The organism is Streptomyces cahuitamycinicus (assembly GCF_002891435.1).
Classification (GTDB): Bacteria; Actinomycetota; Actinomycetes; order Streptomycetales; family Streptomycetaceae; genus Streptomyces; species Streptomyces cahuitamycinicus.
In genome coordinates this window covers 1-20,538 of sequence record NZ_POUC01000055.1, presented here as the reverse complement: position 1 = coordinate 20,538, position 20,538 = coordinate 1, and the positions used below count along the sequence as shown (strand labels likewise).

General features: G+C 72.1%; 16 protein-coding genes and 1 pseudogene. 4 read left to right on the top strand and 13 right to left on the bottom strand.

The window, feature by feature from the left end; translation table 11 throughout:
* Positions 1-25 precede the first annotated feature (25 nt).
* The 6 genes from C1J00_RS10585 to C1J00_RS10560 form a co-directional block, all read right to left on the bottom strand.
* Positions 26-928, bottom strand: coding sequence for a universal stress protein (locus C1J00_RS10585; RefSeq protein WP_102908784.1), 903 nt, complete (start codon positions 926-928; stop codon positions 26-28).
* A gap of 161 nt (positions 929-1,089) precedes the next feature.
* Entirely contained in the window at positions 1,090-1,332 is a 243-nt protein-coding gene (locus C1J00_RS10580) for a DUF397 domain-containing protein (protein WP_010033039.1), read from the bottom strand.
* Between the two features lie 82 nt (positions 1,333-1,414).
* Positions 1,415-2,581, bottom strand: a complete 1,167-nt coding sequence (locus C1J00_RS10575; protein WP_102908783.1) for a thiolase family protein — start codon at positions 2,579-2,581, stop codon at positions 1,415-1,417.
* Positions 2,578-3,642, bottom strand: coding sequence for a thiolase family protein (locus tag C1J00_RS10570; RefSeq protein WP_102908782.1), 1,065 nt, complete (start codon positions 3,640-3,642; stop codon positions 2,578-2,580). Before C1J00_RS10570 ends, C1J00_RS10575 begins: the two co-directional genes overlap by 4 nt.
* Complete coding sequence (locus C1J00_RS10565; RefSeq protein ID WP_102908781.1) at positions 3,639-4,580, bottom strand: Zn-ribbon domain-containing OB-fold protein; 942 nt, start codon at positions 4,578-4,580, stop codon at positions 3,639-3,641. The genes C1J00_RS10570 and C1J00_RS10565 overlap by 4 nt, the downstream gene beginning before the upstream one ends.
* Positions 4,581-4,698: 118 nt before the next feature.
* Complete coding sequence (locus tag C1J00_RS10560) at positions 4,699-5,499, bottom strand: crotonase/enoyl-CoA hydratase family protein (RefSeq protein WP_102908780.1); 801 nt, start codon at positions 5,497-5,499, stop codon at positions 4,699-4,701.
* 175 nt (positions 5,500-5,674) lie between these two features.
* On the opposite strand from C1J00_RS10560, the gene C1J00_RS10555 reads away from it, so the two are divergent.
* Positions 5,675-7,294: an acyl-CoA synthetase gene (locus C1J00_RS10555; protein ID WP_102908779.1), complete on the top strand. Its 1,620-nt coding sequence runs from the start codon at positions 5,675-5,677 to the stop codon at positions 7,292-7,294.
* Between the two features lie 113 nt (positions 7,295-7,407).
* Positions 7,408-9,282 (top strand): alkaline phosphatase family protein, encoded by a 1,875-nt coding sequence (locus tag C1J00_RS10550; RefSeq protein ID WP_102908778.1) that lies wholly within the window; start codon positions 7,408-7,410, stop codon positions 9,280-9,282.
* 99 nt (positions 9,283-9,381) lie between these two features.
* Here the strand turns inward: C1J00_RS10550 and C1J00_RS10545 are convergent, their stop codons facing one another.
* Positions 9,382-10,215: an alpha/beta fold hydrolase gene (locus C1J00_RS10545; RefSeq protein ID WP_102908777.1), complete on the bottom strand. Its 834-nt coding sequence runs from the start codon at positions 10,213-10,215 to the stop codon at positions 9,382-9,384.
* Positions 10,216-10,274: 59 nt separating this feature from the next.
* Positions 10,275-11,777 (bottom strand): acyl-CoA synthetase, encoded by a 1,503-nt coding sequence (locus C1J00_RS10540; protein WP_102908776.1) that lies wholly within the window; start codon positions 11,775-11,777, stop codon positions 10,275-10,277.
* Positions 11,778-11,820: 43 nt separating this feature from the next.
* On the opposite strand from C1J00_RS10540, the pseudogene C1J00_RS10535 reads away from it, so the two are divergent.
* Positions 11,821-12,394: pseudogene (locus C1J00_RS10535) on the top strand (penicillin acylase family protein); the annotation flags it as partial.
* Positions 12,395-12,445: 51 nt separating this feature from the next.
* On the opposite strand, the gene C1J00_RS10530 reads toward C1J00_RS10535, so the two are convergent.
* The 3 genes from C1J00_RS10530 to C1J00_RS10520 all read right to left on the bottom strand — a co-directional run bounded on the left by C1J00_RS10530 (position 12,446) and on the right by C1J00_RS10520 (position 16,483).
* Positions 12,446-13,711 (bottom strand): DUF418 domain-containing protein, encoded by a 1,266-nt coding sequence (locus C1J00_RS10530; RefSeq protein WP_102908775.1) that lies wholly within the window; start codon positions 13,709-13,711, stop codon positions 12,446-12,448.
* 112 nt (positions 13,712-13,823) lie between these two features.
* Positions 13,824-15,377 (bottom strand): acyl-CoA synthetase, encoded by a 1,554-nt coding sequence (locus C1J00_RS10525; protein ID WP_102908774.1) that lies wholly within the window; start codon positions 15,375-15,377, stop codon positions 13,824-13,826.
* Positions 15,374-16,483, bottom strand: coding sequence for an NAD(P)H-dependent flavin oxidoreductase (locus C1J00_RS10520; protein ID WP_102908773.1), 1,110 nt, complete (start codon positions 16,481-16,483; stop codon positions 15,374-15,376). The genes C1J00_RS10525 and C1J00_RS10520 overlap by 4 nt, the downstream gene beginning before the upstream one ends.
* A 246-nt stretch (positions 16,484-16,729) precedes the next feature.
* On the opposite strand from C1J00_RS10520, the gene C1J00_RS10515 reads away from it, so the two are divergent.
* Positions 16,730-18,511, top strand: coding sequence for a serine hydrolase domain-containing protein (locus C1J00_RS10515; RefSeq protein ID WP_102908772.1), 1,782 nt, complete (start codon positions 16,730-16,732; stop codon positions 18,509-18,511).
* A 4-nt stretch (positions 18,512-18,515) separates the two neighbouring features.
* On the opposite strand, the gene C1J00_RS10510 is transcribed toward C1J00_RS10515, so the two are convergent.
* Together C1J00_RS10510 and C1J00_RS10505 are read right to left on the bottom strand one after the other, a co-directional pair.
* Complete coding sequence (locus tag C1J00_RS10510; protein WP_102908771.1) at positions 18,516-20,129, bottom strand: phytoene desaturase family protein; 1,614 nt, start codon at positions 20,127-20,129, stop codon at positions 18,516-18,518.
* 25 nt (positions 20,130-20,154) lie between these two features.
* The coding region (locus C1J00_RS10505) for a tetratricopeptide repeat protein (protein WP_146046171.1) at positions 20,155-20,538 on the bottom strand (384 nt) is incomplete at its 5' end.

Below are 20,538 nucleotides of genomic sequence, written 5' to 3'. Positions count from 1 at the left end.
GCCCGGCTGCTTCGATTGGGTGAGGTCAGTCCGCCGGGGACGCGGGCGGCACCACGGCGACGGGGCTCGCGGCGTGCAGCAGGACGGCGTGGGTGACCGAGCCCATCATGCGCACGGGTGAGAGCAGACGCCGCCGGTGGCGGCCCACCACGACGAGGTCGGCGCCCCGGGAGGCCGCGACGAGGTAGCCGGCCGCGTCGCCAGCCGCCGGGATCAGCTGGATCGGGACGTCCGGGTGCCGTTCACGGTACGGGGCGAGGAAACCGTCGGCGAGGACCCGGGTCTCGTCCTCGATGACGTCCTGGTCGACGATCGGCGGGGGCATCTCCCCGGGCATCATCCAGGGCTGCGCGGGCCACGGATAGGCGGCGACCGCCTGGAGCCGTGCACCGCGCCGGGCGGCCTCGGCGAAGGCGAACTCGAGTGTGGCCTCGTCGGGACCGTCCACCTTGAGGCCGACGACCACACGTGAGCCGGGACCGCCCGGCGCCTCGCCGTGGACCTCGCGTCCGGGCCGGGGCACCACGACGACGGGGCACTCGGCGTCGCGGGCGGTGGCCATGCTGGTGGAGCCGAGCACCAGACTGGCGAAGCCGCCGCGGCCGCGGGAGCCGAGCACCAGCAGCTGGGCGGCGGCACCCAGTTCGGGCAGGACCGCGCCGACCGCGCCCTCCACGCCGACGTACTCCGTGTCCAGCTGGTCGGCGAGCCCCTCCAGGTGGGCGCGGACCTGGCCGAGCACGGGGTCGTCCGGCTGTTCCGCGAGCCCTGCGGCGAGGACCTCGGGCTGCGCCCAGTGGGCGTACTGGCGGACGTGCGCCACGCGCAGGGGTGCCGCGCGCCGGCGAGCGGCGTCGACAGCCCACTCCAGGGCGCGCAGGCTGTCGTCCGAACCGTCGACCGCAGCTACGACGGGCAGAGTGCTCATGGGGTCCTCACCTCCGGGATCGGGCCGTCCCCTCCCGGGGGCCAGCCTGACTCAGGCGGTGGCTCCGGGCAGACGCCTCCGGTCGCGTGTCCGGAAATGCGGGCGGAACACCCCCGGATCGGCCGTCGGCTCCCGGCCGTCCGGAACGGGTGGTCCCGTCCTCAGGTGAGGTCGAACTCTCCCTCCCGCGCTCCCGACACGAACGCGCCCCACTCGGCGGGCGTGAAGATCAGCGAAGGGCTCTCCGGGCGGGCACTGTTCCGCATGGCGATGAAGCCCTCGACGAAGGCGATCTGGACATCCCCCCGCCCTCGGCTGCTGGACTGCCACTGTGCGTTGGTGAGGTCAAGCTCCGGCTTGTCCCAGCCCGTGAGCGGGCGCTGCTGGGTGGTGGTCTCGGCCACGTCCGTGCTCCTCCCGGTTCGTCGTCCGCGGCCAGCCTAGCGATCGTGTCCCACGGCCAACAGGGCACGTGAGGGGGACCTTTCAGGAGTCCGGGGGACGGTCGCCCACGAGCCACATGGAGAAGAACTGCGATCCGCCGCCGTAGGCGTGTCCGAGGACCCTGCGCGCCCCGTCCACCTGGTGTTCTCCGGCCTGCCCGCGCACCTGGAGCGCGGCTTCCGCGAAGCGGATCATGCCGGAGGCGCCGATGGGGTTGGTGGACAGCACGCCGCCCGACATGTTGACGGGCAGGTCCCCGTCCAGCTCGGTCACGCCCGCCTCCGTGAGCTTCCAGCCCTCGCCCTCGCCTGCGAAGCCGAGGTTCTCCAGCCACATCGGCTCGTACCAGGAGAACGGCACGTAGATCTCGGCGCCGTCGATCTCGCGGCGGGGGTCGGTGATCCCGGCCTGCCGGTAGACGTCGGCGGCGCAGTCCTGCCCGGCCTGCGGGGAGACGAAGTCCTTGCCGGCGAAGAGGGTCGGTTCGCTGCGCATCGCGCCGCCGAGCATCCAGGCGGGCGGCCGTGGTGCCCGGGCGGCCCCGGCGCGGTCGGTGAGGATCATGGCGCAGGCTCCGTCGGAGGAGGGGCAGGTCTCCGAGTAGCGGATCGGGTCCCAGAGCATGGGCGAGGCCATGACCTTGTCGAGGGTGATGTCGTGTTCGTGCAGGTGGGCGTAGGGGTTCTTGAGCGCGTTGCGGCGGTCCTTGTAGGCGACGAGGGCGCCGATCGTGTCGGGCGCGCCGCTGCGGCGCATGTAGGCGCGGATGTGCGGCGCGAAGAACCCGCCGGCCCCGGCGAGCAGGGGCTGCTGGAAGGGGACGGGCAGGGACAGGCCCCACATGGCGTTCGACTCGGACTGCTTCTCGAAGGCGAGGGTGAGGACCGTACCGTGCACGCGGGCCGCGACGAGGTTCGCGGCGACGAGCGCGGTGGAGCCGCCGACGGAGCCGGCGGTGTGCACGCGGAGCATGGGCTTGCCGACGGCGCCGAGGGCGTCGGCGAGGTAGAGCTCCGGCATCATGACGCCCTCGAAGAAGTCGGGCGCCTTGCCGATGACGACGGCGTCGATGTCCGCCCACGACAGGCCGGCGTCCTGGAGGGCGCGCAGGGCCGCCTCCCGGACCAGTCCCGCGAGGGACACGTCCCGGCGAGCCGCGACGTGCCTGGTCTGGCCGATGCCGACGACGGCCACGGGCTCCTTGCTCATCGGAGTTCCCCTTCGAGGACGGCGACCAGGTTCTGCTGGAGGCAGGGGCCGGACGTGGCGTGGGCGAGGGCGCGGTCGGACCGGCCGTGGTGGATGCGGGCGGCGGCTTCTCCGATGCGGATGAGGCCGGCGGCCATGATCGGGTTGGCGGCGAGGGCTCCGCCGGAGGGGTTGACGACCACGCCGTCGCCCAGCCGGAGGGCCTTGCGCAGGACGATCTCCTGCGCGGTGAAGGGCGCGTGCAGTTCGGCGGTGTCGACGGGCCGTTCGAAGACTCCGGCCCGCTCGGCGGCCAGCCGGGTGGACGGCGAGTCCGTCAGGTCGCGAACGCCGAGGCCGTGGGCCTCGATGCGGTGGTCGATGCCGCGGATCCGGGCGGGGCGTGCGCACAGATCACGGGCGCGGTCCCCCGCCGCGAGGATCACGGCGGCGGCGCCGTCGCCGATGGGCGGGCAGTCACCGGTGCGCAGGGGCTGTACGAGGTAGTCGCCCTGCGGTACGGGCCCCCGCAGTTGTGCGTGCGCGTTGGCGGTGGCGGCCTCACGGTTGCGGGAGGCGACGGCGGCGAGGACCGGCTCGTCGGTGTCGCCGGCGTCGATGAGTGCCTGGGCCTGGAGGGCGGCGAGGGCCACGGAGTCGGGCCACAGGGGTGCCATGTAGTAGGGGTCGAGCTGGCGGGTCAGGACGTCGCGGACCGAGCCGGGTGAGGACTTGCCGTACGCGTAGACCAGGGCGGTGTCGGCGTCGCCGGTGAGGAGTTTCGTCCAGGCCTCGTACAGGGCCCAGGCGCCGTCCATCTCGACGTGCGACTCGGAGATCGGCGGCCAGGCGCCGACGCCGTCCAGGGCGAGTGTGAAGGAGAAGGCGCGGCCGGCGAGGTAGTCGCTGGAGCCGGAGCAGGTGAAGTCGATGTCCGCGGTCTTCAGGCCGGTCCTGTCGAGGACCTCGTGCAGTACCGGCATGAGCATCTCCACCTCGGAGAGCTCCTCGCTGGTGCGCCGGTGGTCGGTCTGGGCGAAGGCGACGACGGCGATCTCGCGGTCCCGCGGTGCGCTCGTCACAGCAGCTCCTTGTAGGTGTCGTAGTCCGCGTCGGGTTCGCCGGTCGGCCGGTAGTGGTCGGGGTAGGGGGAGCCTTCCGTCCACACCGGTTCGACGCGCAGCCCCATGCGGACCTCGTCGTACGGGATGCCGCCGATACGGCCGTGCAGCGCGAGGTCGGCGCCGTCGAGGGCGATGTGGGCGTAGACGTAGGGCACCTCGATGTCCAGGTTCTTCGCCTTGATGTTCACGATGCAGAACGTGGTCACCGTGCCGCGCGGCCCGACCTCGACCTGTTCGGATGTGGCCACCCCGCAGGTGGGGCACGCGCCCCTCGGCGGGACGTACACCTTCCGGCAGGACGGGCAGCGTTCACCGACGGTCCGGCGGCCGGAGAGGGCGTGTATGTAGGCGGTCTGGGCGCGGCCGGGCGAGTAGGTGTAGTCGAGGCGGGCGGCGGCGACGATGCCGGTGACCGGGTCGTCGATCTCGCCCGCGTGGACGGTGACGGTGGAGACCTCACCGTCGTACGGCTCGAAGCAGGCGATGTCCGTGATGGCGCCGGTGCGTTCCCCGGCCCAGCGGACGCGGACGCGCATGCCGGTGTGGACGGCGTCGGGGCCGGGGGCGTCGAGGGCGTGCAGGAGGGCGGTGTCGGCGCCGTCGAGTCGCACCAGGACCCAGGCGAAGGGCGTGTCCAGGGGTTGGCCCCGGCGAGGTCGGTGGTTCCAGGCCCAGGTGGTGACGGTGCCCGTGAGGCCGACGTGGACGAGGTCGCGGATCTCCTCGGCGGTGACGGGGTCGTACTCGACGGGCGGGACCAGGGTACGGCCGTCGCGGGTCTTCACCCCGAGGATCACACGTTCCCGCAGACCGGTCAGGAAGGCACTCTGGACGGGCCCGAGGGAGCGGGTGAAGGGAAATTCGACGACGAGCGGCGCCTTGAGAACTGCGGACATCGAGGGCCTGTCTCCTTCGAATCGGCGTGCACGGGCGCGCCCTCTGAGGGGCGCGGGGAACTGCGCGCTCAGCCACCGACGACCCGCGGCTCCGCACCGGCAAAAACCTGGGCAGCGCCTACGCGCGCTTGTAGACGGGCGGTCGCTTCTCCGCGAAGGCGCGGGCGCCCTCCTTGGCGTCGGCGGTGCCGAAGACCGGCCAGCCCCGGGTGAGTTCGGCGGCCAGACCGTCGGTCTCGGTCATCTCGGCGGTCTCGTAGACGGAGGCCTTGACGGCTTCGACGGCCAGCGGGCCGCAGGAGTTGATCCGCTCGGCGATCTCCATCGCTCGGTCGAGTGCCGTGCCGTCGGGGACGACGTGGCCGACCAGTCCGATGGCGGCGGCCTCGCGGGCGCTGTAGGGGCGTCCGGTGAGGAGCATCTCCAGGGCGTGGGTGCGCGGGATCTGGCGTTGCAGGCGGACCGTTGAGCCGCCGATCGGGAACAGGCCGCGTTTCACTTCGAACAGGCCGAAGGTGGCGGACTCGGCGGCGACGCGGATGTCGGTGCCCTGGAGCATCTCGGTGCCGCCCGCGACGCACGCCCCCTCGACGGCGGCGATCACCGGCTTGCGCGGGCGGTGGTGGCGCAGCATGGCCTTCCAGTGCAGGTCGGGGTCTGCCTTGAGCCGGTCGCGGTACTCCTCTCCGGCCATGCCGTTGCCGGCCAGGGCCTTGAGGTCCATGCCGGAGCAGAACGAGCCGCCCGCGCCGGTGAAGACGATCGAGCGGACCGAGTCGTCCGCGTCGGCCTCCAGCCACCCGTCGTGGAGGCCGACGAGCATCGGCAGCGAGAGCGCGTTCCTGGCCTCCGGCCTGTTGAGCGTGAGCACCAGTGTGGCGCCCTCGCGCTGCACGGTGAGGTGTTCCGTCCCGCCCATGGCGAACTCCCCTCTCATGGAACGAGAACAGGTTGCAGTAGGGCGGGGAGCACTTCAAGGGTTTTCTGACAGCCAGTCAGATTCTTTCGTGTTGACCCTTCACAGTTGGACCGCCCTTTGCTCTGATGACCGGCGAACCGTCCGATGCCAGACACGCCCGGGGTCAGGAGGAGCGGTGGAGTACAACCTTGCCGACCTGTTCGAGTCGGTCGTCGACGTCGTCCCCGGCCGTGAGGCGCTGGTGTACGCCGACCACCCCGGTACGGGCGCGGAGCGCCGGCTCACGTACGCGGAGCTGGACGCGGCGGCCGACCGCGTCGGCCACCACCTGCTCGACAGCGGGATACGTCCCGGTGAGCACCTCGGTCTCCACCTCTACAACGGTGTGGAGTACCTGCAGACGGTACTGGGCTGCCTGAAGGCGCGGATCGTGCCGGTCAACGTCAACTACCGCTACGTGGAAGATGAGTTGGTGTACCTCTACCGGGACGCGGACCTGGCGGCGCTGGTCTTCGACGCCGAGTTCACGGACCGGGTGGCGGCGGCTCGTCACCGGGCCGGGAAGCTGCGGCATCTGATCCGGGTGGGCGCTCCGCCGCCGGGAGCCACGGAGGTGCCCTGCCTGGAGTTCGCACAGGTGGAGGCAGCCGGGTCGCCCGAACGCGGTTTCCCGGCCCGCTCGGGCGACGATCAGTTCATCATCTACACCGGCGGGACGACCGGCATGCCCAAGGGCGTGATGTGGCGGCAGGAGGATCTGTTCTTCGCGGGCCTCGGCGGGGGCGCCCCGACCGGAGAGCCGGTGAAGAAGCCGGAGGAGCTCGCCGAACGGGTCGCGGCCGGCGGCGCGGGGATCACGTTCTTCCCGACGGCCCCGCTGATGCACGGCACCTCCACCCTCACCGCGTTCATCGGCTTCAACTTCGGGCAGCGGGTCGTGATCCATCGCAAGTTCGTGCCCGAGGAGGTGCTGCGGACCGTGGAGAAGGAGAGGGTCAGCAGCATCTCGCTGGTCGGGGACGCGATGCTGCGGCCGCTCGTCGACGCGCTGAGCGGCCCGCTGCGGCACATCGACCGCTCGTCGCTGTTCAGCGTGTCGTCGTCCGGCGCGATCTTGTCGGACACGGTGCGCCGGCAGTTCCGGGAACTGGTGCCCGACGCCATGCTGCTGAACAACTTCGGCTCGTCGGAGTCCGGCTTCAACGGGACGGCGACCGAGGACTCCGGCCCGGAGCGGGGCTTCCGGGTGCGGGTCAACGCCCGCACCCAGGTGGTCGACCCGACCACGTACGCGCCGGTGCCGGCCGGCGAGGTGGGCCGGATCGCCCAGAGCGGGCATGTGCCGCTCGGCTACTACAACGACCCGGCCAAGACCGCCGCGACCTTCTTCGTCAGGGACGGCGAGCGGTGGGTGCTGCTCGGCGACATGGCCACCGTCGACGAGGAGGGCGTGGTCACCGTCCTGGGCCGGGGCTCGCAGTGCATCAACACGGGCGGCGAGAAGGTGTACCCGGAGGAGGTGGAGCAGGCCCTCAAGTCCCACCCTGACGTCTACGACGCGCTGGTGGCCGGTGTGCCGGACCCCCGGTGGGGCCACCATGTGGCGGCAGTGGTGCAACTGCGCGAGGGGGCGGCGCGGCTGTCGCTGGAGGACATCCGGACGCACTGCCGGGACCGGCTCGCCGGCTACAAGATCCCGCGCCGGCTGGTGATCACCGAGTCGGTGCAGCGGTCGCCGAGCGGCAAGGCGGACTACCGCTGGGCCCGGGAGGTGGCGGTGGCTGCGGACGGGTGATTCTCCGGCCGGGACATTGAACCCGGGATGACGTGCGGACGTACTGGTGATGGCAGGCTCGGTATCCGGGCTCTGTCAGCCATGCCAGCAAGACCGCACGGAAGGACCACCGGGTGTCGCGCTTCACTCGCTCCCGTCAGCTCTCGGACACGACCGAGGGCGGGGCGGAACCGGATGACGACACGGCGGCAAAGGAACCAGCCGGGGAGCAGACCGAGGCCGACCAGCCGAAAGCGGAAGCGGACACGGCCCCGGAGGCGGAACCGGGCACGGCTGAGGACGCGGGCTCGGACACGGCCCCCGGCACGGCTCCCGACGGGTCGCCCGGCGCGATGAAGCCCGGCTGGTTCGGCTGGCGGCGCCGCTACCCCCGCGCGGCACGCGGCGTCAGCGTGGGGACCACCGTGCTGGCCGGTGCCCTCGTGCTGTTCGCGCTGCTCGTACCGAACCAGGTCGAGAAGATCGAGTTCGCCTCGTTCGTCAGGATTCCCGCCGAGGGCGTGCTGCTCGCGGGCCTGCTGCTCACACTGCCGCCGAAGCCCCGTCGGGTCACGGCCGTGGTCATGGGCGCGTTCCTCGGGCTGGTCACGATCCTGAAGTTCGTCGACATGGGCTTCTACCAGATCCTTGCCCGCCCGTTCGATCTGGTCCTGGACTGGATCCTGATCGAGAACGGCACGGACTTCCTGAGGGAGACGTTCGGCCGTACCGGCCAGGTGCTGGCCGTGACCGGCGTGATCGTCCTGTTCGTCGCGGTGCTGGTCCTCACGACCCTCGCCGTGGTGCGCTTGACCCGCCTGATGGTCCGGCACCGGCCCGTCGCCGCCCGTACGACACTGATCCTCGGCACGGCGTGGATCACCTGCATGACCCTGGGCCTGCAGATCGGCACTGTTCCGATCGCCACCAAGGGCAACGCGGAGTTCCTGGGCAACCGGGTGGAGCAGGTCCGGGCGGGTCTCAAGGACGCACGGGTCTTCGAGAAGCAGGCCGCCGTCGACGCCTTCGCGAAGACACCGCCCGACCAGTTGCTGACCGGACTGCGCGGCAAGGACGTCCTGTTCACGTTCATCGAGAGCTACGGCAGGGTCGCCATCGACGATCCGGCGATGGCGCAGCAGACCGACGCCGTCCTCCAGGAGGGCACGAGCCGGCTGAAGGCGGCCGGGTTCGAGTCGCGCAGCGGCTGGCTGCAGGCGCCGGTGACGGGCGCGGGCAGCTGGCTCGCCCACTCGACTTTCCTGTCCGGACTGTGGATCAAGAACCAGCAGCGGTACCGCAATCTGACCACGAGCGATCGCATGACGCTGACGAAGTACTTCGGGAAGACGGGCGCCTGGCGGACCGTCGGAATCGTGCCGGGAGTGCGGCGGGCCTGGCCGGAGGGGAAGTACTTCGGCCTGGACCACATCTACGACTCCGAGCACCTCGGCTACCACGGCCCGTACTTCAGCTGGACGCCCGTGCCGGACCAGTTCAGCATGGAGGCCTTCCAGCGGCTGGAGCACGGCAAGAAGGACCGCGAGCCGATCATGGCGGAGATCATCCTGGCGTCGAGCCACAACCCCTGGTCCCCCATCGCGCGGATGATCGACTGGGACGACCTCGGCGACGGCTCGGTGTTCCATCGCATCAAGAAGGAGGGCACGAACCCCACGGAGGTCTGGAAGGACCCGGAGAGGGTGCGCACCGAGTACCGGCGGGCCATCGAGTACTCGATCCGGAGCCTGACCGAGTGGGTCGAGCGCTACGGCGACGACGACACGGTGCTGGTCTTCCTCGGCGACCACCAGCCGGTGCCGACCGTCACCGCCGGGGACACCGGCAAGGACGTGCCGATCACCATCGTCGCCAAGGACAAGAAGGTCCTGGACCGGGTCGCCGACTGGAACTGGACGGAGGGCCTCAAGCCGGCCGGGAACGCCCCCCGGTGGGGCATGGACAAGTTCCGCGACCGCTTCATGACGGCGTACGGTCCGCAGGGCTGAGGTCCTGCACGGCCGCGAGGAACTCCATACCGGCACGGTGGGCGAGGGGTGGCTGCGGGCCGGGCCGCTCTGCCGACAGCAGAGGGGTTGCCCCCCGCGTCAGGAGAAGAAGCCGGCCACGCGCCGCACGAACCAGGCCGGGTCGTCGAGCCACGGGTAGTGCCCCGCGCCCGGCTGCACCGCGAACTCGGCAGCCGGGAAGGCCTGTGCGGCCTGCCGGGCCAGCGACGGACTCGGGCCGCCGTCCAGTTCACCGGCCAGGACGAGTACGCGGGTTCCCACCCAGGCCAGCGCCTCGCGTGTCGAGTCCGGTTCGTAGGCGCCGTCGGCACCGTAGACCTCCGCCGCGTCGTCGTTGGTCTCGGCCTCCTCACGGTCGGCGTGGGCCCGGGCGGTGTCGTCCCATCGCCCGTAGAAGAACGGGAGGAACACCGGGTCGAAGTCGCCCTTGCCCTCCAGCCAGGCCTCGAACGGCGGGAACACGTCCGTGAACCAGGGTTCGGACGCGCGCAGCCGGGCCGCTGCCAGCCGGTCCCCTGCCGTCGCGGGCATGCCCAGGGCCCATGGCGTGGCGGTGATCAGTGCCAGCCGTCCCAGCCGCTGCGGATACCGGGCCGCGTAGAGCATCGCGAGACTGCCGCCCGCCGAGTGCGCGAGCACGTCCACGCGCTCCCGCCGCAGATGGAGCCGCAACGCCTCGACGTCGTCCACGAGCCGGTCGCAGCGGTACGTGCCCGGGTCCGCCGGCAGCTCGGACTCCCCCGTGCCGCGCAGGTCGAGCAGCACCAGCTGCCGGTGCGCGTCCAGTCCGCCGAGGTTCCCCAGGTAGGCGGAGGCCCGCATGGGGCCGCCGGGCAGCACGACGAGCGGCTCACCCTCGCCGCGCAGGTGATAGGTGAGCCGGGTTCCGTCCGGGGCACTGAAGATCGGCATGCCCCGATCCTGGTGTCCGGGGCCGGTCCGGCACAACCGGGTTCCCCGGCTCGTGCGCGTCAGTGCTGTCCGAGGTCGTTCCTCAGTTCCCGTTTGAGGATCTTCCCGCTGGCGTTGCGCGGGAGTTCCGCCACGAACACCACCCGCTTCGGCGCCTTGAAGGGGGCGAGTTTCCCGCGGACGTGGTCGATCAGTTCCGCCTCCGAGACGTCGCCGCGCGGGACGACGACGGCCGTGACCGCCTCGATCCACCGCTCGTCCGGCAGGCCCACGACCGCGGCCTCGGCGACCGCGGGGTGGGTGTACAGCGCGTCCTCGACCTGACGTGAAGCGACAACGACGCCACCGGAGTTGATGACGTCCTTCACCCGGTCGACGATCGTGTAGTAGCCGTGCGCGTCGCGTACCGCGAGGTCGCCGGAGCGGAACCAGCCGTCGCGGAAGGCCTCGGCGGTCTCCTCGGGCTTGTCCCAGTAGCCCTCGCACAGTTGCGGGGAGCGGTAGACGATCTCGCCGGGGGTGCCGTCGGGTACGTCCTTGCCGTCCTCGTCGACCACGCGCGCGTCGACGAACAGGACGGGCCTGCCGCAGGAGTCCATGCGGCCCTTGTGTTCGTCGGGTGCGAGCACCGTGGCGAGGGGGCCGATCTCGCTCTGGCCGAAACAGTTGTAGAAGGCCAGGCCCGGCAGGCGCTCCCGGAGCCGTTCGAGCACGGGGACCGGCATGATCGACGCCCCGTAGTAGGCCTTGCGCAGACCGCTCAGGTCGCGGGTGGCGAAGTCGGGGCGGCCGGCCAGGGCGATCCAGACGGTGGGCGGCGCGAACAGGCTGTCCGCGCGGCCCGATTCGATCAGGTCGAAGAGCCGGTCGCCGTCGGGTGCGTCGAGGATGATGTTGGTCGCGCCGACGGTGAGGTAGGGCAGCAGGAAGACGTGCATCTGCGCCGAGTGGTACAGCGGCAGGGAGTGCGCGGGGCGGTCGCCCGCACTGAGGTCGAGGGCGGTGATCGCGCTCAGGTACTCGTGCACCAGGGCCCGGTGCGTCATCATCGCGCCCTTGGGCAGGGCGGTCGTGCCGGACGTGTACAGCAGTTGCACGAGGCCTTCGGCGCGTGGCTCGGGGCCGTCGTAGGCGGGCGCCCCGGGCAGCCGCGCGAGCAGCGAGTCGTCGGCATCGCGCAGGGGCAGCGTCCGTACGCCCTGAGGCAGTTGCGCCGCGAGGTCCGGGTCGGTGAGGACCAGGGAGCTGCCGGACTGGCCGACGATGTAGGCGAGGTCGTCGCCGGTCAGGTTCTGGTTGACGGGCACGTGCACCAGGCCCGCGCGGGCGCAGGCCAGGAAGGTGATCAGGTAGGCGTCGGAGTTGTGGCCGTACGCGCCCACCCGCTCGCCCGGGGACAGCCCCTGGCCGAGGAGGACGCTCGCCGCTCGGGAGACGGCGGTGTCCAGTTCGTCGTACGTCCAGGTGCGGTCGCCGTACTCCACGGCCACGCGCGCCGGGGTGCGTCGGGCGCTGCGCCGCAGCACTGCGTCGACCGTGCTGCCGTGTCCGGGCATCGTCATGACACCTGATCCTCGGTTCACCGCCGGGCGAGGTCAAGAACCGACCGGCGACACGGGGAGCCGGGGCGCGCTGCTGTTCGGCCGGTTCTGGCGGAAGCTGGAACAGGCGGTGCCGGCCGCGGAGGCGTGGGAAGGTGCCGTTCTCGGCGGCGGACCCGGTGCGTACGCCGAACACGCGGAACACGGACGCACCCGGCTTCGGCGTCGCCCTCGCCGACGCGGTGGCGGAACTGCGCGCGGCGGGTATCGCGCTCGACGCGCCGCTCGACGCGCACCCGTTCGTCGTCCGCGGTGGTGAGCGCCTTCCGATGCCCGGCGGCTCGGGGCGGATCGGCGTGTGGAACGTGCTCGAACCGCAGTGGAACGCGGCCGGGGGCGGCTACACGGAGGTGCCGTTCGGCAGCAGTCACCTCCGGGCGGTGGGCTGGGACGGCGGCCGCTGCCCGGTGGCCCGCACCCTGCTGACGTACTCCCAGTCGTCGCACCCCGAGTCGCCGCACCACGCGGACCAGACCCGGCTGTTCTCCGATGAGAAGTGGGTGTCGTCGCGCTTCTGCGAGAAGGACATCCTGTCCTCGCCGAAGCTGAAGGTCGTCCGGGTGCACGAGCGCCGCTGACCGTGGCTGAGGGGTGCCGCTCCCGGTGGGGCGGCCCCCCCGTTCATGTCGTCATCCCCGGTCGGCCCGGGGCCCGTACATCAGCCGGCGCAGCACCGCTTCGGCGGGGCCCCGGTGGCCGGCCCGCTCCAGGGCGTACGCCCCGGCCACGGTGACCAGCCAGACGGCGAACGCGAAGAGCGCCATGGTCGTGCTGCCCAGGTGCGCGCCGAGGCCGAGTCCCCAGGCGGCCAGCACCGGGGCGAAGAGCAGCGAGTGGGCGAGGTAGCACGACAGGGACCGCTTACCGACGGAGGCCACCGCCGTCACCGCCGTCGCGCCGCGGCGGGGCCCGCGGGTGGTCCACCAGTGCGTGAAGAGGGCTACGGCCGCGACATAGCCGAGGCCGGCGGCGTTGCCGGTGACGTCGCGGAGTGCCATGAGTGCCCCGGATTCGCTCTGCATGTCGTCCGGCACGCGCAGGGCGCCGATGTGGGCGAGGGCGGCGGGCAGCGCCCCGAGCCAGCCGGCCGCGATACCGATGACCGCCGTGTTGCGCAGCAGTGTGCGGTGGCGGTGCGGTTCCTCCAGGATGCGGCGGCGTGCGGCCCAGAAGCCGAGCAGGAAGAGGATGTACCCGCCGGCGACGAGGGCCAGCGGGGCGGCGGCGAAGGTGATGAACAGGCCGGTCTCGAGCCGGGTGCCCGCCGCGGTGAGCCAGTTCTCCTCGTCCGACGCGAACGCCTTGAAGCCGGCCTCGGCGTCGGCGTCACCCAGTGTGCCCAGGTCGCCTTGGAGCAGCGCGGCGATGACGGGCCCGGCCGTGACGAGCGCCATCAGGGCGACTCCGATCCAGATCCACCACGTCAGGGCGCGGTCACCGCGCCGCAGGAAGGCCAGGCCCAGGACGAGGCTCAGGACTCCGTAGAAGCCGATGATGTCCCCGGCCATCAGCGCGGTGGCGTGGGCGAGGCCGATGACGATCAGCCAGAGGCTGCGCCTGCGCAGGAGTTTCACGGCGTCGCGCCCGTCGGTGCCGGCGGCGGTCTGCCGGAGGTAGAGCTGCATCATGCCGTAGCCCAAGAGGAAGGCGAAGAGCGGGTAGATCCGCAGGTCGAGCGCCGTGATCATGGTGAACTGCACCGCGTGGTCCAGCCACGAGCCGTCCACGGGCTGCCATCCGGAGGGCCCGCGCCGCGCCGCCCACAGATGGAAGGCGGTGTTGGACAGCACGATGCACAGCAGCATGATCCCGCGGGCGAGATCGGGGGCGAGTGCCCGTTCGCCCGGCCGTACGCCCCCACGCCGCAGCGTTCCCTGTTCGGTCGCGATCGTCATGGCCTCACGCTAGGAAGGCGGGGCCCGGCCGGACATCGGCCGAAGGGCGAGCGGGCGCCGACCGAAGGATGACGCCCGTGCCCTCCGGTCCGACCAAAGCCGCACCGCCGCCTCACACCGGTCGGGTCCGGCCCTCCCAGTACGGCTCCCGCAGCCGCCGCTTGTACAGCTTGCCGTTGGGGTCGCGGGGCATCTCGGTGATGAAGTCGACGCTCCGGGGCCGCTTGTAGCCGGCGAGCCGGTGGGCGCAGTGGTCGAGAAGGTCGGCGGCGAGAGCGGGTCCGGGGCGGTGTCCGGGGGCCGGTTCCACGACCGCCTTGACCTCCTCGCCCCAGTCGTCGTGCGGGATGCCGAAGACGGCGGCGTCGGCGACGGCCGGGTGGGCGAGCAGGGCCGACTCGATCTCGGCCGGGTAGATGTTGACGCCACCGGAGATGATCAGGTCGATCTTGCGGTCGCGCAGGAAGAGGTAGCCGTCCTCGTCGAGGTGGCCGAGGTCGCCGACGGTGAAGAAGTCGCCGATGCGGTTCTTGCGGGTCTTGGCCTGGTCCTTGTGGTACGAGAAGCCGCCGGTGTTCATCTTCATGTAGACGGTGCCCAGTTCGCCGGGCGGCAGCCGGTTGCCGTCGTCGTCGAAGATCGCGAGTTCGCTGATGGGCCAGGCCTTGCCGACGGTGCCGGGCTTCTTCAGCCAGTCCTCGGCGGTGGCGAAGGCGCCGCCGCCCTCGCTGGCCGCGTAGTACTCCTCCACACAGGGCCCCCACCAGTCGAGCATGGCCCGTTTCACGTGGTCGGGGCAGGGCGCGGCGCCGTGGATGGCGTGCCGCATGGAGGAGACGTCGTAGCGGTCCTTTACTTCGTCGGGCAGGGCCAGCAGGCGGTGGAACTGGGTGGGGACCATATGGGTGTGGGTGCACCGGTGGGTGTCGATGAGGCGGAGCATCTCCTGGGGCGTCCACTTGTCCATGAGGACCAGCCGGTGGCCGATGTGCAGGGACGCGCCGGAGAACTGCAGAACGGCCGTGTGGTAGAGCGGCGAGCAGATCAGGTGCACGTTGCCGTCGAACGGGCGGATGCCGAAGATGCCGAGGAACCCGCCGAGGTACGCCTCCTCCGGCGGTTTGCCCGGCAGTGGGCGGCGGATGCCGCGGGGGCGTCCCGTGGTGCCCGAGGTGTAGTTCATGACCCATCCGAGGGTGCGTTCGCCGGGCGGCGACTCGGGTTGTCCGTCGAGGAGTTCGGCGTACGGGCGGAAGCCCCCGGCCGTGCCTGCGGCGTACCGGTGCGTGTCCGGCAGGCCTGCCTCGTCGGCGGCGTCGCGGGCCGCGTCGGCGAAGCGCTCGTGGGCGAGGAGCACCTTGGCGCCGGAGTCGGAGACGATCCAGGCGATCTCCGGTCCGACCAGGTGGTGGTTGACGGGCACGAGGTAGAACCCGGCCTGGCTGGCGGCGAGGTACGCGGTGAGGAACTCGACGCCGTTGGGCAGGACCACCGCGAAGGTGTCGCCGCGTTCCAGCCCGGCCGCGCGCAGGCCGTGCACCAGCCGGTTGGCGGCGGCGTGCAGGCGCCCGGCGGTCCACTCCTCGCCGTCGGGGGCGACCAGGACCACGCGGTCGGGGTCGGCGGTGGCCTGGGCCCAGAAGCCCACGGGAGCAGGGGTGTTCACTGTCCGCTCCTTCCGGCGATGCGGTTGACGCGGTCCACGGCCCGCTCGAAGCCGCGGGTGAGGTCGTCGAAGACCGCCTGGACACTGCGTTCGCTGGTCATCCGGCCGACGATCTGGCCGACCGGGGTGCCGAGCAGCGGGTCGACCTCGTACTTCTGGATGCGCGAGACGGCCTCGGCGACCAGCAGCCCCTGCAGGGGCATGGGCAGGGTGCCGGGCCCGTCCGGGTCGTCCCAGGCGTCGGTCCACTCGGTGCGCAGCTGGCGTGCGGGCTTGCCCGTCAGCGCCCTGGAGCGGACGGTGTCGCCGGAGCCGGCCGCGAGGAGCTTGCGGGTCAGGGCGGGTGAGTGGAGGTCCGCTTCTGTGGTGGTCAGCCACAGGGAGCCCAGCCACACCCCCTGGGCGCCGAGGGCGAGCGCGGCGGCCACCTGCCGCCCGCTGCCGATGCCGCCGGCGGCCAGCACGGGCAGTGGGGCGACTGCGTCGACGACCTCGGGGGTGAGCACCATGGAGGCGATCTCGCCGGTGTGGCCGCCCGCCTCGTAGCCCTGCGCCACGACGATGTCGATCCCTGCGTCCTGGTGCTTGCGGGCGTGCCGGGCGCTGCCCGCGAGTGCGGCGACGAGGACGCCCTGGTCGTGGGCGCGGGCGATGACGTCGGCGGGCGGCGAGCCGAGGGCGTTGGCGAGGAGCCGGATCGGGTAGTCGAAGGCGACGTCGAGCTGACTGCGGGCGACCTGCTCCATCCAGCCCGTGATGCGCCAGCCCGACGCCTCGCCCTCGGCCAGCTCGGGCACACCGTGCTTGGCGAGGGTGTCCCGGACGAACTGCCGGTGTCCCTCGGGGATCATCGCCTCGACGTCGGCCTCCGTGACGCCTTCGACCTTCCTCGCCGGCATGACGACGTCCAGTCCGTACGGCCTGCCGTCGACATGTGCCTCGATCCAGTCCAGGTCCCGTTTGAGCTCCTCGGGGGCGGTGTAGCGGACCGCGCCGAGCACGCCGAAGCCGCCGGCCCGGCTGATGGCCGCGGCGACGGCGGGGAACGGCGTGAAGCCGAAGACGGCGTGCTCGATTCCCAGTTCCTGGCTCAGCTCCGTCTGCATGGGCGCAGGATGCCGGAGTCCTCCGCAGGACGGAAGAGCTTTCCTGATGCTCCGTCAGATTCAGGCCGCGGTCGGCCCCCGCCTGCGGGCTGTGTGCTCGGATTCGGGCCGCGGTCAGTTCCCCCGTGCGGGCTGTGTGCTCAGATTCAGGCCGCGTCGGTCCCCGCCTGCGGGCTGTGTGCGCGGACGCGCGGCGGACATACTGCACGGGACATGCGAGACCGTTGAGGCGAAGGGGTGTGTGCGGTGACCGACAGACCTGCGAGCGGCGAACTGACCCGGCGTCAACTGGGCCGGACGGGGCTGGCCCTGGGCGGTGCGCTCGCCCTCACCCCGTTGCCCGCCGGGCCCGCCGGGGCCGCCCCGGCGGGGTCCGGCCGCCACCCCACCCTGCGGCACGGCTCCGCCGCCCGCGCCGGGCTGCTCTCCTCCCACCTGCGCCGGCTCGTCACCGACGCGGAGGCATTCCTCGCCCCCTCACCCGAGCACCCCTGGTACGCGGGCGCCGTCCTGCTCGCCGGACGCGGTGGCACGGTCGCGCTGCACCGGCCCATCGGCATGGCGGTGCGCTACCGGGCCTACGACGAGAAGACCGACACCGGCGTCGAGTTTCCGCCCGGCGAGCAGATTCCGATGGCCCGGGACACCGTCTTCGACCTGGCGTCGGTGTCGAAGCTGTTCACCTCGATCCTCGCCGTGCAGCAGATGGAGCGCGGCGCACTGGAGCTGGAGGGGAAGGTCGCCTCGTACCTGCCGGACTTCGCGCGTGCGGGCAAGCAGGACATCACGATCCGTCAGCTCCTCACGCACACCTCCGGTTTCCGCGCCTGGATTCCGCTGTACAGCGCGCCGACGTACGAGGAGAAGCTCCAGCGCATCTGGAACGAGGCGCCGGTCAGCGCACCGGGCACGGCGTATCTGTACTCGGACCTGAACCTCATCTCGCTCCAGCTCGTGCTGGAACGGGTCACGGGCCGCACCCTGGACGTCCTGCTCCGTGACGAGATCACAGAGCCGCTCGGCCTGCGCCGCACCCGCTACAACCCGCCCGCGTCCTGGCGGCAGGGGATCGCGGCCACGGAGGACGCGCGGGCACCGTGGTCCGGGCTCGACCGGGGCCTGGTGTGGGGCGAGGTGCACGACGAGAACGCCTTCGGTCTGGGCGGGGTCGCGGGCCACGCGGGCGTCTTCTCCGATGCGTGGGACCTCGCGGTCCTCGGCCGTACGCTGCTCAACGGCGGGGTCTACGGGCGGGCCCGGATCCTCGGGCGGGAGTCGGTGGAGCTGATGTTCACCGACTTCAACACCGCCTTCCCCGGGGACGAGCACGGCCTCGGATTCGAGCTCTACCAGCACTGGTACATGGGCGCGATGGCCACGCCGCGCAGTGCGGGGCACACCGGGTTCACGGGCACCTCGCTGGTGCTCGACCCGACGACCGACTCGTTCCTCGTCGTCCTCGGCAACTCGGTTCATCCGGTGCGCACGTGGCGCTCCGGTTCGGCGCCCAGGGTCGCCGCGGCGAACAACATGGCGCGGGCGGTGCCGGTGCGGCCGGGGCGGCGCCGCAGGGCCTGGTTCTCCGGGATGGCGGTCGCCACGACGGCGACCCTGACGCTACCCGCGCTCGACACGTCCGCAGGCCGGGCCCGGTTGCGCTGCGCGCTGTGGTGGGACACCGAGCCGCAGGCCGATGTGCTGGTCCTGGAGGCCTCGACCGACGGCGGCACGAGCTGGCGGCCCGTGCCCTTCACCACGTCCCGTCGAGGAGGGGATCCCGAAAGGCATCCGTCGGGCTCGGTCACCGGCTGGTCCGGCCGCGTCTGGCACACACTCACCGCCGGCCTCCCGGCCGCACGGGAACTCGCCCTGCGCTGGCGGTACGCGACGGGCCGGCTGTACGTCGGGCGCGGCTGCTACGTGGACGGACTGCGGGTGGAGGCGTCCGGGGACGTCCTGTTCGACGAGACGCGTCCGGCGGACGGGGCGCGCCTCAATGCGGTGGGGTGGACGCAGGAGGCCGACTGAGCGGTCACCCTCCGGTGTTCTCCAGCACCGCCATCGCCGCATTGTGCCCCGGCACTCCGCTGACCCCGCCGCCGCGTACCGCACCCGCCCCGCACAGGAGCACGTTCGCGTGCCCGGTCTCCACGCCCCAGCGGCCGGTGCCGTCCTGGGCGTGGGGCCAGCTCAGCTCGCGGTGGAAGATGTTGCCGCCGGGCAGGCCGAGGTCCCGCTCCAGGTCGAGCGGGGTCCGGGCCTCGATACAGGGGCGCCCGTCGGCGTCGGTGGCCAGGCAGGCGGCGAGGGGTTCGGCCAGGTGCTCGTCGAGCTGGGCGAGGGTGGACTTCAGCAGGTCCTCACGCACGGCGTCGTTGTCCCGCTCGAACAGGCGGGCCGGGGTGTGCAGGCCGAAGAGGGTGAGCGTCTGGTAGCCCTGCTCGGCCAGGCCGGGTCCGAGGATGCTCGGGTCGGTGAGCGAGTGGCAGTAGATCTCGGAGGGCGGTGCGGCGGGCAGCTCTCCGGCGGCGGCCTGGGCGTGGGCGGCGGCCAGTTGCTGGTAGCCCTCGGCGATGTGGAAGGTGCCGGCGAAGGCCTCCCGCGGGTCGACGGAACTGTCGCGCAGCCGCGGCAGCCGCTTGAGCAGCATGTTGACCTTGAGCTGGGCGCCCTCGGCGGGCGCCGGAGGGGTGTCGCCCGTCAGGTCGGCCAGGGCCTGCGGTGAGGCGTTCACCAGGACATGGCGGGCGGCGACGGTGCCCTCGCCGTCGGCCGTGCGATACGTGACCTCGGCCGTTCGGCCGTCCGTGGCGATGCGCAGCGCCTCGTGGCCGGTGGCGAGGACCGCGCCCGCCGCGCGTGCCGTGTCGGCGAGGGCGTCGGTGAGGGCTCCCATGCCGCCGACCGGCACGTCCCAGTCGCCGGTACCGCCACCGATCACGTGATAGAGCAGGCAGCGGTTCTGCTTCAGGGAGGGGTCGTGGGCGTCGGCGAAGGTGCCGATGAGTGCGTCGGTGAGCACGACGCCGCGCACCAGGTCGTCATCGAAGCGCTCCTCGACGGCGATGCCGATCGGCTCCTCGAAGAGCGTCCGCCAGGCCGCCTCGTCGTCGAGGCGGTCACGCAGTTCGTCGCGGGTGGGCAGCGGCTCCGTGAGAGTCGGGAAGATCCGCTGGGCGGCGCGGCCGGTCATGCCGTAGAACGCCTGCCAGGCCCGGTACTCGCGGTCGGAGCCGGTGAGCCGGGTGAACGCCTCACGGGTGCGCCGTTCGCCGCCGCCGACGAGGAGACCGGTGGGCCGCCCGTCGCGTTCGGCGGGGGTGTAGGAGGAGACGGTACGGGCGCGGACCCGGAAGTCCAGGCCGAGGTCCCGGACGATCTTCTTCGGCAGCAGGCTGACCAGGTACGAGTAGCGGGACAGCCGGGCGTCGACCCCGGCGAAGGGCCGGGTGGACACCGCCGCGCCGCCTGTGTGGTCCAGTCGCTCCAGGACCAGCACGGAGCGGCCGGCCCGGGCCAGATAGGCGGCGGCCACCAGGCCGTTGTGGCCGCCGCCCACGATGACGGCGTCGTACGTCCGGTGTGCGCGGGGTCCCTCGGGTGCGGTCATGGTTCTTGGTAACACGGGGTGATCCGGGTCGGCCATACGGCGCCTGCCCGCTCGCCCCGGGTCAGCGCGCCGCCGCGGCCCGCTGCTCTCGCAGTGCCGCCACTCTTCGGTACAGGGCGACGGCCTCGGCGCCACGCCCCAGCTGTTCCAGGCAGTGGGCCTCGTCGTTGCGGCTGGCGAGGGTGTCGGGATGGTCGGGGCCCAGGACGCGTTCGCGGGCGGTGGCCACACGCCGGTACTCGGTGAGCGCGTCGGCCCAGCTGCCCAGCCAGCCGAGGCCGACGGCGACCTCGCGCAGGCTGACCAGGGTGTCCGGGTGGTCGGGGCCGAGGACCTGCTCACGCAGGACGGCGACCTCTCGGGATTCGGAGAGGGCTTCCTCCCAGCGGCCGAGCCGTCCGAGGTTGACGCAGCGGCCATGGCGGGCGCGCAGGGTTTCGGGGTG